At 34.0% G+C, this 13,958-nt stretch carries 11 protein-coding genes, 2 pseudogenes and 1 riboswitch; of the genes and pseudogenes, 5 read left to right on the top strand and 8 right to left on the bottom strand.

From position 1 onward, the window contains the following. The first annotated feature begins 36 nt into the window (after nt 1-36). Complete coding sequence (locus tag PQF83_RS03610) at nt 37-1,140, top strand: ABC transporter ATP-binding protein (protein ID WP_000829437.1); 1,104 nt, start codon at nt 37-39, stop codon at nt 1,138-1,140. Nucleotides 1,141-1,742: 602 nt separating this feature from the next. After that, on the top strand, nt 1,743-2,207 hold the full coding sequence (locus PQF83_RS03605) for a hypothetical protein (protein WP_000823326.1): 465 nt from the start codon (nt 1,743-1,745) through the stop codon (nt 2,205-2,207). Between the two features lie 19 nt (nt 2,208-2,226). On the opposite strand, the gene PQF83_RS03600 is transcribed toward PQF83_RS03605, so the two are convergent. The 4 genes from PQF83_RS03600 to PQF83_RS03585 all read right to left on the bottom strand — a co-directional run bounded on the left by PQF83_RS03600 (nt 2,227) and on the right by PQF83_RS03585 (nt 6,906). Further along, entirely contained in the window at nt 2,227-2,505 is a 279-nt protein-coding gene (locus PQF83_RS03600) for a hypothetical protein (RefSeq protein ID WP_000905834.1), read from the bottom strand. Nucleotides 2,506-2,534: 29 nt separating this feature from the next. After that, nucleotides 2,535-3,797 carry an MFS transporter gene (locus PQF83_RS03595; RefSeq protein ID WP_001161150.1) on the bottom strand — a complete coding sequence of 421 codons (1,263 nt, stop codon included), beginning with the start codon at nt 3,795-3,797 and terminating at the stop codon, nt 2,535-2,537. A gap of 196 nt (nt 3,798-3,993) precedes the next feature. Next, a complete protein-coding gene (locus PQF83_RS03590; protein WP_000756004.1) occupies nt 3,994-5,406 on the bottom strand; it encodes an S-layer homology domain-containing protein in 1,413 nt (470 codons plus the stop codon). Between the two features lie 255 nt (nt 5,407-5,661). Beyond that, complete coding sequence (locus PQF83_RS03585) at nt 5,662-6,906, bottom strand: N-acetylmuramoyl-L-alanine amidase (protein ID WP_000797229.1); 1,245 nt, start codon at nt 6,904-6,906, stop codon at nt 5,662-5,664. A 170-nt stretch (nt 6,907-7,076) separates the two neighbouring features. Here PQF83_RS03585 and PQF83_RS03580 point away from each other — a divergent pair. Beyond that, nucleotides 7,077-7,566: pseudogene (locus tag PQF83_RS03580) on the top strand (8-oxo-dGTP diphosphatase). 29 nt (nt 7,567-7,595) lie between these two features. Here the strand turns inward: PQF83_RS03580 and PQF83_RS03575 are convergent. Genes PQF83_RS03575 through PQF83_RS03565 form a run of 3 tightly spaced genes read right to left on the bottom strand, consistent with a single transcriptional unit; the run spans nt 7,596 to nt 10,744 of the window. Continuing rightward, nucleotides 7,596-9,221, bottom strand: coding sequence for a YndJ family protein (locus tag PQF83_RS03575; protein WP_000789550.1), 1,626 nt, complete (start codon nt 9,219-9,221; stop codon nt 7,596-7,598). Between the two features lie 5 nt (nt 9,222-9,226). Then, nucleotides 9,227-9,832, bottom strand: a complete 606-nt coding sequence (locus PQF83_RS03570; RefSeq protein WP_000002644.1) for a DUF4166 domain-containing protein — start codon at nt 9,830-9,832, stop codon at nt 9,227-9,229. A gap of 3 nt (nt 9,833-9,835) precedes the next feature. Beyond that, nucleotides 9,836-10,744 carry a DoxX-like family protein gene (locus PQF83_RS03565; protein WP_000676654.1) on the bottom strand — a complete coding sequence of 303 codons (909 nt, stop codon included), beginning with the start codon at nt 10,742-10,744 and terminating at the stop codon, nt 9,836-9,838. A 191-nt stretch (nt 10,745-10,935) separates the two neighbouring features. Continuing rightward, nucleotides 10,936-11,122: riboswitch (Lysine riboswitch) on the top strand. 199 nt (nt 11,123-11,321) lie between these two features. Between PQF83_RS03565 and PQF83_RS03560 the strand changes: the two genes are divergently transcribed. Together PQF83_RS03560 and PQF83_RS03555 are read left to right on the top strand one after the other, a co-directional pair. Continuing rightward, nucleotides 11,322-12,551 (top strand): aspartate kinase, encoded by a 1,230-nt coding sequence (locus PQF83_RS03560; protein WP_000448048.1) that lies wholly within the window; start codon nt 11,322-11,324, stop codon nt 12,549-12,551. A gap of 349 nt (nt 12,552-12,900) precedes the next feature. After that, nucleotides 12,901-13,356: a VOC family protein gene (locus PQF83_RS03555; protein ID WP_000041939.1), complete on the top strand. Its 456-nt coding sequence runs from the start codon at nt 12,901-12,903 to the stop codon at nt 13,354-13,356. 207 nt (nt 13,357-13,563) lie between these two features. Here PQF83_RS03555 and PQF83_RS03550 read toward each other — a convergent pair. Continuing rightward, nucleotides 13,564-13,905, bottom strand: a pseudogene (locus tag PQF83_RS03550) (helix-turn-helix domain-containing protein); the annotation flags it as partial. Nucleotides 13,906-13,958 lie beyond the last annotated feature (53 nt).

The following is a 13,958-nucleotide window of genomic DNA, read 5'->3' as shown; positions in this document are numbered from 1 at the left end:
TAATTCAGTTAATTATAAAAATAGGGGTGATGTATAATGGCCGAACTCGTATTAAATCATATTTTCAAATTATACGATAATAAAACAACTGCTGTTTCTGACTTCAATTTACATATTCAAGATAAAGAGTTTATTGTATTTGTTGGCCCTTCTGGTTGTGGAAAATCAACTACTCTACGGATGATTGCAGGTTTAGAAGACATTTCTGACGGCTCATTTTATATTGATGGTAAACTTATGAATGACGTCGCTCCAAAAGATCGTGACATTGCAATGGTATTTCAAAATTACGCACTATACCCACATATGTCTGTTTACGATAATATGGCGTTTGGTTTAAAATTACGAAAACTACCAAAAGATGAAATTAATCGTCGTGTAACTGAGGCAGCAAAAATATTAGGTCTTGAAGATTATTTAAAGCGAAAACCAAAAGCATTATCGGGTGGACAGCGCCAGCGTGTGGCATTAGGAAGAGCTATCGTTCGTGATGCAAAAGTATTCTTAATGGACGAGCCTCTATCCAATTTAGATGCTAAATTACGTGTAAGTATGCGTTCAGAAATTTCTAAGCTTCATCGCTGCTTAAACACAACTACTATATATGTAACACATGACCAAACGGAAGCAATGACAATGGCATCACGCCTTGTTGTGATGAAAGATGGTATCATACAACAAGTTGGTACACCAAAAGAAGTTTATGATACTCCTGAAAATGTTTTTGTTGGCGGATTCATTGGTTCTCCAGCTATGAATTTTTTTACTGGAACATTAAAAGATAACTATTTTCATATAGAAAACATTCGTTTTAAAGTACCAGAAGGGCAATTAAAAAAATTGCAGAAAAAGGGATACAATAAAAAAACACTTATACTCGGTATTCGTCCAGAAGACATTCACGATGAACCAATTGTCCTTCAATCTTCTCCCGATTCAACTGTCGAAATTAATGTTGAAGTTGCTGAACTATTAGGTGCTGAGACTATGATACATGGAAAACTTGAAAATCAAAGTTTTGTCGCACGAATTAATGCTCGATCAGAACTGAAAGCTGGCGATAAACTTTCAGTAGCCTTTAGTTTAACAAAAGCACATTTTTTTGATAGTGAGACAGAACTACGTATACGTAACAATTAAATACACTTAATTGATTATTCTAAAATTAGATGTACAAAAAAGCTGTGTAGTATGACCTTTACACAGCTTCCTTCTTTAATCCCTTAAACATACTATTACTATTTAACCTTATGATGAGAGAATTCTTCTCTTAAACATTTTGATATTAATCATTTTATTTGTAGGGTTAAGGGGATGACCGTCCGTTTAATTAAAAACAAATGAACGCTGTTAGTATCACATACCATTGCCATATCAAACTCGTTACATATCCCTTCAACCAACACCTTAAAACATTCTTCTATTATCATTTATTTCCGAAAAATTAAAATAAAAAATCTGAAGACACTATCTAAACTTCGGATACTTAAAGTACCACGATCCTTACGGTTTTTAGTAGTATTTCGGATCCAACTTCCCTTTCATTTCATTCCATGCCTAAAGGCGGATCGGCTTTCTTGTTTAGAAAAAGATGTAATAAAACTAAGTACAAGCATAGCAAATAATATAATAACTCCTAACCCAATATTCATAAAACGAATCCCTTACATTATATGGTATAACTTAACATAAAGAGAAGATAATAATAAATAAATCCGTTACAGAATGGGAGCTCTCAAAAAATGAAACGAAAAATATTAACTCTCTTTACGCTTATATGCTTAGCACTACCAATACAAGCTAGTGCATACACATTTCAATCACTACCAATTGCATCAAAGTCTAAACAATGGTATATCGAAATTGATAAATCTCATAACGTAAACAAGCAAGCAATCCAGCCAAAACAAGGTGTATTTGATACATATAGTTTACTCGTAAAAAACATCGGTCATGATGTATCAAACGTATCCGTGGAAATACTTGATAACAATCCTACCTCTAAAGCTACCTTTAAACCTACTACCCCTAATGAAAATATTTCTAAAAGTCATACAAGCTTTGACTACATGGTATTCCCATTAGACTTTAATAGCCATAATTTTAAAGTTGTGATTACTTGGGAAGAAAAGAACTTTTCTTACAACGGCCATCCAGTAAATGAAAGTAAAAAAATGAAACAAACATTTGTATTTAATGAAGAGTAAGCCCTAATTTAATTAGGGCTTACTCTTCATTTACAAAACCAGTTTGAATGGCTTCTGTCACTTCTTTTGTTATGTCCAGTTTTGTTGCATCGGTGCTAATTTTCTTATGCCAAATATGCACGGAAGGCTTTTCGTTACAAAAATGTTTTATTAATACTAGTTGATTATATGCTAGCTTATTTTCTCTATGGGTAGCAATATAGACTGTGAAATTTTTTGCTTCAAAGATCTTTTCCTGCAAAGTATATTGGTTGTCCCATTCCTTTGCGACTATATCGTTCAAATTTTTTATAAGCATATAAGTCGTTCCCACCTTCCCTTATATCATCAATCAAATCTTCGAATACTCGGCACACATAATGCTACTCCAATTGTTACAAGTACTAAAATAGCTAATGTTATAATCGTTATCTCACCACCTATGACAGTAGCTAACCATCCTACAACTACATAACCTAGTGGCAATAAAGCAAATGAACCTAACATATCAAGGCTTGCCACTCTTCCAAATGCTTCTTCTGGCACGAGCTCTTGTAAACTCGTTTCCCAAATGAGTCCAAATATCATCATACCGAACCCTTCAATTGCCATTAATGCGATTAAAGCAGGTGCCCAAGTAATGAACGGCATTATTAAAAGCGCACAACCACTTATTAAAACACCACCATAGGCAAGTATTCCCCGCTTATACCACCGTTCTCTCCCGCCAAATATTAGCGCGGCAATTACAGCTCCAACACCAGAGGATGCCATTCCTAATCCATACACGTATGCTTCAAAATGATGATGAACATTAAATAACCATGGAATTAATACGACAATAATTCCTGCATAACAAATATTGATAAAAGAAAAAACTAAAATTGTAATCCATAGCCACGGATGACTTTTTAAAACGAAAACACCTTCCATAAACTCTTGTTTGTAATCGATTTTTCTTTTTTCAATCGTTTTTACTTTTTTAAACTTTATTTCCCTTAAAAATAATAAACAAAAAAATGATAACAAATATGTTACTGCATCTAGTCCAAACCCTATTCCAGCAGATGCAACTGAAACGATTAATCCTCCAAGAGCCGGTCCAATTAGTCGTATACCTTGATTGCTCATTTGCGTTAATGCATTAGCTGCATTTCGAATTTCTGGTACAAATACTTTCGCTCTTACAGCCGCATATGCTGGCTGAAATATCCCTTCCATAAGTCCATATAATGCTATGAGGACATATAGAAGCGGAATTGTTAAATCATCCATAAATATAAGTGTTGCAAGTAATAGCATTAATATGCAGCGAACTATATCTGTAAATAACATTACTTTCACTCGATCCATTCGATCTACGATTAATCCCGCAAACGGTAACGCAAGAATATTAGGAAGCATGTACATTGCCATAGTCATTCCCATTACAACTGTTGATCCAGTTAATGAATATACAACGACTGGCAAAATAACCATCGTTATCGAACTACCTAAAGTCGATAGCAATTGCCCGATCCATAAAAATTTAAAATGTGGTGACGCTTTAACCGGCAATAACAATTTACCGATATAACTTAAACTTTTCTCTGTTGGTATTTCTCCTTGCATATACCTCTCCTCTTTTCAAATTAAGTTAACAATAAAACCAAAAACAGAAAATTCAATCTTCAACACTTTTAATTATATATGAAACGGTTTAATTATTGGTAAAAACATAAAAAAGAAACTCATACTGAATCTAAAAATATTACATGTTAAATATAAATAAAAAAGGTGTTTTCATAAATGAAAACACCCTTTTTATTTATATTTTTAAGTTCTTCTTTAATGTCCAATATTTTTCTTGAGCATTTTCAAATGAAAATTCTACCCAGCCGTTTGGATCTTCACGATATACATTTACTTTCTTGCCACTTTCTAATTTTCCAACTTCATTTTGCGTAATATTTGGTACGCTCTTAATTGTATAGCCAAATGGATATGGTACTTGATAGTAAGAGCCTACTAATTGAACAGTAGCTGTTGCATCTTTTGCATAATCTTTATATGGAATCGCTTCGTCTAATGCATTTACATTTAATGTATTAGGGTTTTTTGGTAATCGTTTTACATTTTCATAGTCTTTCTTGTTAAACGGTTTAATACGTTCCATAATATTAGCGATTTTGCCAGCCCATTCTTTATCTGTTGCATACTTTTCATTCATAGCAGGTAATGTGTAGCCATGGAAATGATCAGCACCTTCTTCTAAATAATTCTTTCGTACATAATCAGCATTGTATGAAATACTTTGCGCGTAAGATGGTAAGTATTTCGCATTGGCAAATGGCTCCCAATCAAATGCCTTTAAGCCAAATAAATTATGTTTACGATATGCAATTTCTGATTTACCGTAACCAGATTCTAAAATTGCATGTGCAGCTAAGTATAATGCGCTCACACCATACTCGTTTTGCGCTTGAATAAAATCTTTACCATTCCCAACAAGTGGGCTATCTGGATGGGATTTTTTAATAAAATTATCAATCTCTTGCGCTGTTACGTTAGATGGTAATGTCACATCTAGATTAATATATGATGGTTGTTCAACAGGAACATCCTTTTTTATTTGCATCGCTTTATATAAAAGTTGTGCATAGCCTTCACGCGTTAATACACCTGATGGATCAAATCCTCCAAGTCCATTCCCTGCCGCTACACCATTAGATTGCAATGCACTAATTGCTTCCTTTGCCCACCAATATGTTGCATCTATATCATCAAATGTATGTGGTGCTTTTACTTCTAATTTAAATGCTTTTTGCAAAATAACAGACATCTCCGCACGTGTTAATGATTCTTTCGGTCTAAACGTTCCTTTATCATCACCTACGAAAATCCCCATATCTGTTAATGCTAAAATTTCCTTTGGGAACATTGTCGTTCCTGCACTAATATCAGAGTATGGATTTTTATAATCACTTTTTGCTTCTGGTTTTAATGCGCGATACATTAATGCTGCTACTTGCTCACGAGTTACAACATCTCCGAAGCCGAATTTACCATTATCGTAACCTGCAATAATCCCTTTTGTCGTTAAATCATTAATTGCTTCAAGTGCCCAATGATTTTTTGGAACATCTGGAAATTCTTTTGTAGATGCAAACGAAGTTGCTGGAGCCATCACTACTTGAAGCGCGACTGTCACTGCTAACACATTAGAAATAACTTTTTTCATAAATTTTTTAACACGTTTTTTATATGCTTGTCCCGTGTTAACTTGCCTCCCTTTATCGTATAATTTTCCCTATTAAACTAACAAACTCTTAAATAGTCAACAGTAAAAGTATACGTGATAAAAATCAACTAATCTACCATTATTTTATTTATAATCAACATAATACGATATATCTTTTTATTTCGATACAAAATTACATAAAATCACATAAAAAGCCCATCTTTATGTAGACGATGGACTTAGCAATCAATATTGTTATTTAGCTAAACGATATTTTTCAACCTCGAAACCTTTCCACTCATAATAATCTAAAATCCCAGCATAAACTGCCTCAGCAGCAATTTGTCTTCCTGATTCAGTAGCTAATTTACCATTATCTATATCATTATCAATAAAGGCAAGCTCTGTTAAAACTGCTGGTACTGTATTATTATTTACTACATAAAGTGAGTGATTGTCTTTTATATTTCTATCTCTTGTATGTAGTGCTTCTACTACTCTATTTTGAATTTTCTTTGCTAACACTTCACTATCCTTTTCAATCTGTGTCTCTTCTCCACGCTTGGATTTTTTATAATAATACGTTTCCGTTCCATGACCATCATGATTTTCAGAAGAATTTGCATGAATGCTTACAAATATATCTGCATTGTTCTCTTGACCAAATTTCACTCGATTCGCAAGAGATTCATTTTTGTTACTTCCTGGATTTCCGTTCTCTTCACGTGTTAATAAAGCTTTTAAAGGTGTATTTTTTTCTAACAACTTCTGTAATCTTAAAGATGTATCAAATACGATTTTACTTTCCTCTACACCTTGCCCTGGATTCCCTGGATCAAATCCTCCATGACCAGGATCAATAATAACTACCTTTTCTACTAAAGGGTTACCTATTTTAAGAGAATCTGCCTTTTTTATAAATTGAGCTGCCTCTGCTTTAGTTAGAATTTTTTCGGGCTCCCATTTGTCACCAGTTCCAATAGAAATCCCTAATTCAACTAGAATGTTAGCTTTTGCTTTACCCCAACTTTTTTCTAGATCACTAAATTTAGTTGCTGGAGTACCATTTACTTTAGAATCTAATTTGTAAGCTTCTACAATAAGAGAGGCCATTGAAACTCGGTCAATTTTCCCAGTTGGATCGAATACGCCCGCTCCTTTCCCTTTTACAACGCCAGCTTTTTCTACAGCTGCGATGAATGGGGTATACCATTGGTTTTGAGAATCACCGAAAGATGGTTTAGCATTTTTATCGATTGGTAAGTTTAAGATTTGAGCCATCATTGTAGCTGCTTCTGCACGAGTGATTTCTTTTCCTGGCTCAAACATTCCTTTTTCGTTACCTGTAACTGCACCTTTCTCTACTAAATAGTAAATAGAGTCTTCTGCCCAATGTTTAGCTGGGACATCTGGAAATTTTTTCGTTTGCGCGAAACTACTAGATGAATAAGATAATATACTAGCTGCAATTACTCCTGCTGCGATTATTCTATTTTTCATAGAATATATTCCCCTCTCAAGTACGATGTATTTATGTAACAGACTAATTATAGTTCTGAAAATTAGTAATAGTCAATTGAAAATTGTATAATTTTGTATTATTATTGTATTTTTTGTCATACATAACTATAGTTAAAAACTATAAGATTTTATTAAGAGGAGAGATTCATATGAGCAACAATTGGAAAGATATAGAGCACCGTATGTATACAATGTGTATGATTCAGCGGAATAACAAAGTATTTATTGTTAATACAGCGCCCCAATCACCTTGGCTTCCCTGGTTACATCGCTCCCGGCGGAAAAGTAGATTTTCCAGAAAGTATCGTTCAAGCTACTAAACGGGAAGTAAAAGAAGAAACTGGATTACTTGTTTCAACTTTAACCTTTAAGGGATTAGATGAATACGTAAATCCGAAAGAAAATGTTCGATATATGGTATTTAACTATTGGACAGATTCATTTGAAGGTGAACTCCTTTCGAATCCTCCTGAAGGTAAATTATTATGGGTACCAATCGATACAGCACTAAATCTTCCTATGCAAGATTGGTTTAAAGAAAGATTTCCATTATTTTTTGAAAAAGGTACGTTTGAAATTCAACGTGTTTGGGACCGAGACTTAGATAAACAAGTCGCTATGACAATTACCCATACGTAAAAAAAGCTTGGAATCTCTCCAAGCTTTTCTTACTTCTCCTCTATTTTCTTAATCTCATAATCAATTTCTAAAAACTTAACTCCAAATATCCACATTTTATGGTTAGCTTCTAACATTTGATTGGTGCCCTCTTTAATAATAAACGTCTCAGCTAACGGTAAACGGATTGTAAAGAAACGAGTATGTATATAGATTCCCTCATCTCCCTTACCATTTCTTCTCAGCTTACTAGTAATAATTAAATTATTATTATCATTACGTAATTTTAAAACCCCCGTCATATTCGAATATGGTAGAGGCAATGCGATATTCATATATGTCTCATTCTTATACGTATGTTTTGAGTAAAGAGCTACAAAAATAGATGCTCCTGCTTCATTTTTCCTTAACCAAGCTCTTACATTCTCCCTTCCATCCTTCTCATCCATTATCCCTATGATAGAGCCGTGCATCGTTTCCCACTTGCCGCCCATTCCTAAATGTATTTGTCCTACACGCTTACTCATTTTCTCATAGCAAAATGCAAACGGGCGGAACCAGCGAGTCCATTTAATATGCGATTGTAATTCATACTCTGTTGTATTTTCATAAAAACGAATAATACTTACAGGAATCTTGGCCCTATCAAATATCCCACTATGGAAATCATTCATTTTATCAACTAAACCTTTGTATTCCTTGCTATCTATTACATTTCTGTTATGTAAAAATGCTTCACCAACTGTCGCCTCTCCTCTTAATCTGCTCATTGGTTTCCCGTAATATTTATAGTTCGGAACACTCTTTTCAATCATCCAGCCGACAAATGCCGGCAACGCTACTCCAATTCCATTAACAACACCGTGAATCCAAACCATTTGAGCAATTGTAATCGTCATTACATGTTTCAAATTCCCATACGAATATATAAGTGAAAACATAATTGTTACCATGAGCGTACTAGACGATATGATTAGGAGGATTTTTGCGCTGATAGCATTAAATTTCGCCCGCCAAACATAAATTCCATACCCATAAATCGCACATAAATATAGGAACACTGCAAAAAATTCAAATACCCTTGAGTACGTAATTCCAATCGCAACTGTCATCGGTGAAATGACTATAATAAACATAATTGCATCATATACTTTACTGCTCTTTTCTCTCTTCCGCCCTATTAAACCAGCTGATAATGGCAATAGAAATGCAGAGTAATGAAAATGTGCAGCGGTAAGCAAAATGATGTCAGAACTAAAGTGCATAATGGAGAGTTTTGCTACAGAAGCAAAAAACCAAAAACCACCTAAAAACAAATAAATAAACGCACTATCGATAGCTGTCTCTTCTAACGGTGTCCATCCTCTTTCTAGTAATCTATTTATACCAAATAACGCAACGATCCCCGTATATACAAACCAAATTATCGCAAAGATATATTGATTTGTTACGAAAGCTAACATTGCACAAATCGCTGCTATCGGATATAAAAACGATACGGATTTATAAAATAATAAATACAATCCATTTCGTGCTCTTTTATCAATAATACAAAAAGACATCGGTATACATAACAAAATAGATAATAAAATAATTGCTTCAACTGGGTTTACATTTGACCACTCACATATTAGAAAAATAATATAACAAGCAAGCCCAACTATTATATTTTTCATATCATTTATTTCCTCTCCACAAATGTTCCCCTATATGAAAATAATGAACCAATTAACGGATTGCATACTTGTACATGAATTCGAAAGCACTGTTTTGTTTCATCATAACTTTCTACAATGTTGGCCTCTCCGTATAAGAATCTAGGTAACGGGATTTTTCTTCTAAACATGTAAAACCATTGTTTCTTTGAAGAAATATGCATCGCCCCCATCTCATCAATATGAAAATTCAGTGTAGAAACAAGTATGTGTGGTTCACCAAAATAATCTACAATTTCATTTTCATCGAATTTCATTACCGCATTAAAATATCTTTTCTTATTACGAAAGTAAAAAGTACGATTCCACCGCACAAGTTCATTTCCATGTTCATCTCGCTCAGCGGTATTATGTATTGTAAATGGCACTTTCTTCCCACGCTCAGGGAAAAACATTCGAAACTTCGATGCAATTTTTAATATCAATTTTACGAAAAAAGAACCTCCGTAAATTTCATCCATCTTTCCTTCTCCAGTAAAGCTATTTTCTTCTGTAATCTCATAGCGTTTCTGTAATTTTGGATGAAGTTTGTTATAAGAATCCCCTAATAGTCTTTCATACATATTAGCCATACATTATCCCTTTCTCTTCCTCTTACAATTTTTTGCACTTGGTAAATCAAAACTATTTATATAACCGACAATCGATACCCCCATTAGTAAAACGTTTAATGTGATTGGATTAAACGGCTCTGTAAAGCTTACGATATTCGTAAATCCTGCCACTATCGTTAAAGCTATTAACATAAAAATATGTAGTATAAATAATTTTTGTTTTGGAACTGGAAATAGCCATATGATACCAAAAATAATTTCTAACATCCCTATTACTTTAAGAATTGCAATACTATTTCCAGTTGAATCAATAATCGCAGAAAGCATCTTCATCTCTTCTGGATGACTGAAAATTATTTTTGGGAAGATCCCTTGATACATCCATACAAATGCAAATAAAAAACATACGAGCCAATATGTCATTGTTCTTCTAATTAGCAACCTAGGATGAAGCCCCTTTTCTAACCATAATTTTAAAGCATCAAAACTCCAAGCAGTCGCCCAGCCTAATAACGGCCGAAACATATAGAAATCTATTACATTCCCTATACGACCAAACCTCGTATCATAATCATATTGCGTCTCAAAATGAATGTGTTCTTTACGGGGTGTATACTTCCAATAACCACGCCCTATTTGAATAAGTGATAATTGATTTTCTGTCCAAAATTTTAAAGAAGAAATACGTTCTCCCGTTTCTTTTCTTATCTCACCTATCGATTCACCTTCTCCAGCTATTTCAAGTCCAAATCCGATTTTTGTTTTATATAAAAATTTCTGTGGTTCTCCTTCTTTTTTCTCTACATACGAAATTTCAGTAAAGCGGGCATCCCATTCTGTATGTATATGTGGTTCTTGCGTGTATTCCCATAATTTTTCCATTGTTGTGTTCATTTCTGCTGAAACATAAATAGGCTTTTTCCCTTTCATTCTTCCACCTCCAATGAACTATAATTTTAATGTACATGTAATAAATTTATTTTGCTACATTTTTCACAAACTTCCTCGTAAAAAGATAGAATTTTTAAAATATATATAAAACACTTGATTCCTCGAAAAATTTAAATTATTATAAAACAAATGTTACCAACAACTTCATAAATCAAACACTCTCGCCTAAAACGTGAGATAGAGGTTGCGATACTTATGAGTATTCTAATGGAGACACAGAGATGTCTATGAAATTAGATGAAAGGAAGTATTGCCGAAATCGATATATTTCTCTGTATGTATCGATTGGGGCTGTTTTCGAATAGAAACAGAACTGTCATATGTACAGACGTGTACGTATGAAGAGCTATCTACAAAAAAGAGATATCATTTTTATGGTATTCCTTTTTTGGCGGTTTTTTTATTAGCTCCGTTTTCTGTTTCCCTTTTCCTGTAACAGCACCATCCTCACTTATTTGAGATGGTGTTTTTTGTTTTTCTCTGGTAACTACAGGAATATTGGGATTTATATATGTCCTAATCTATTCTTAAAAATGGATGAAAGAAGGAATTCGTAATGGAAACGATTGTACAAAAATTTGGTGGCACTTCTGTCGGAAGCGTTGAGCGCATTCAACATGTAGCAAATTTAATTATTGAAGAATATGAAAGAGGACATAGTATCGTCTCTGTCGTTTCAGCAATGGGGAAAAGTACAGACGAACTTGTAGCACTCGCTAACGCGATTACAGAAAATCCGAGTAAACGTGAAATGGATATGCTTCTATCAACAGGAGAGCAAGTGACTATTTCATTATTAACGATGGCATTACAAGCAAAAGGTTATAACGCAATTTCATTAACAGGATGGCAAGCTGGTATTACGACAGAATCTGTACATAGTAGTGCACGGATTACTGACATTCATACGGATCGAATTCAGTCTTATCTTACTAAAGGTACCATTGTTATTGTAGCTGGTTTCCAAGGAGTCAGTGAAGATCTTGAAATTACAACGCTTGGACGAGGTGGTTCTGATACAACTGCGGTTGCATTAGCTGCTGCACTGAAAGCTAAAAAATGTGATATTTACACAGATGTGACAGGCGTATATACGACGGATCCACGAGTTGTAAAAGATGCTTATAAATTAGATGAAATTTCTTATGACGAAATGTTAGAACTTGCAAACCTCGGTGCTGGTGTATTACACCCGCGTGCTGTTGAGTTTGCTAAAAATCATAATGTCATTTTAGAAGTTCGCTCAAGTATGGAACAAGAAAATGGAACAATTGTAAAAGGAGAATGTAACATGGAACAACAATCAATCGTTAAAGGTATTGCATTTGAAGATAATATTACACGCATCACAGTGAAAGGATTGGAACAAGGCTCGCTTTCAACAGTTTTCTCTACATTAGCAGCGGCACATATTAATGTAGATATCATCATTCAAAGTATTACAAATGAAGGAACTGTTCATCTCTCCTTCTCCATCCATTCTAATGATTTAAAAGAAACATTAGGGGTATTGGAACAAAATCAAGAGGCACTTCACTATGAATCAGTAGAATATGAAAATCATTTAGCAAAAGTATCAATTGTAGGATCTGGTATGGTCTCTAATCCAGGTGTTGCTGCGAATATGTTCACTACTTTAAAAGAAGAAGATATTCATATTAAAATGGTAAGTACATCAGAAATTAAAGTGTCTGTCGTTATTGACCGCCTTCATTTAGTAACAGGTGTCGAGGCGCTGCATCAATCATTTATGGCGAAAATTGAGCCTTTAGTGCAGATGAGCTAATTTCTACTAGTAAAACTTAAAACAAATTATATGAATCTACTTCCTTCCTATATAAACAGAAAGCTATTTGCATATAGAGTAATAAGAAATGTATTTATCATTTAAATAATACACTTCATTCTATACAACGATCGGGCCCTTTAAGAGCATACAGCGTAGAAACATTTTTCGGGGAAATCGCGGTATTGTTTGTTAACAAGATACTATATGACATACTTAAAAACAGCTTGTCACATTTTCCTATACTGTGACAAGCTGTTTTTTGTTTGAAAGGAATTTGTAACTTTTTAATAGTATAATTAAGAAGATGATTAGATAATACACTTTTACATATAAGGAGATAAAGACAATGTCAAAAAATAAATTACTCAGAATGGACAATGTTAGCATCGTTGTAGAATCCCTTGATCATGCAATCTCTTTCTTCGAGGAGATTGGGTTAAAACTCGAAGGGCGTGCCACTGTAGAGGGTGAATGGGCCGGTCGCGTAACTGGACTCGGTTCGCAGTGCGTAGAGATTGCTATGATGGTAACTCCAGATGGCCATAGCCGAATTGAACTTTCGCGATTTCTTACCCCGCCCGCTATAGCAGATCACCGGGCAGCTCCTGTCAACGCCCTCGGTTATTTGCGCGTCATGTTCACCGTTGAAGACATTGACGAAATGGTATCTAGGCTTACTACTAAGCATGGTGCTCAGCTCGTTGGCGAAGTAGTTCAATACGAGAACTCTTACCGTCTCTGCTACATTCGTGGAACTGAAGGCATTTTAATCGGTTTAGCGGAAGAACTCGGTAATAAATAAGTAATTTTTTATAAGAAGTCTTTACTAAAGTAAAAATATTTGAAAGAAATTCTCGCTTCATAAAACTTAGATTTTAAACCCCGTCCTAGCTTGAGAACGGGGTTATGCTTGTTTGAACTTTTTAACATACTATTAACATCCTAAAATTATTATAAAACAATTTAGTTTCTTGTTATACTCTTTCCTAGGAAATATAACTTACTCTTCTCACTTTTTGTCATATATATCTTTTCTTTTAAAAAACGATCTGAACTCATTCAAAATAACTTTCTTCACATCCGAATAAAAAACCATCATGAATAGTGCAATTACTAATACAACCACCTGTATTTTTTCATAATCAATGAACGCACTCATAATTAGTAAACCAAATCCAATATAAAAACCAAACTCGTTCTCTTTCTCAAAATCCTCATCTTCTTCATCAATATGTATTTTTTCTTTAATGTTTTGATTCCCTTTTATTAACTCATCGAGCGTAACATTGTACATTTCGCTTAGTAAAATTAAATTATCAATATCAGGACAACTTTTATCATTTTCCCATTTACCCCGCTTTAACAGGCAGTAAATCTCATCAAAGCTTTTAAGCATAATCAAGG

The sequence above is a fragment of the Bacillus sp. FF-1 genome, from assembly GCF_028548245.1.
Lineage (GTDB): Bacteria > Bacillota > Bacilli > Bacillales > Bacillaceae_G > Bacillus_A > Bacillus_A paranthracis.
Note: the sequence above shows the minus strand (reverse complement) of the source record. Positions and strands in the feature narration are given on the sequence as shown.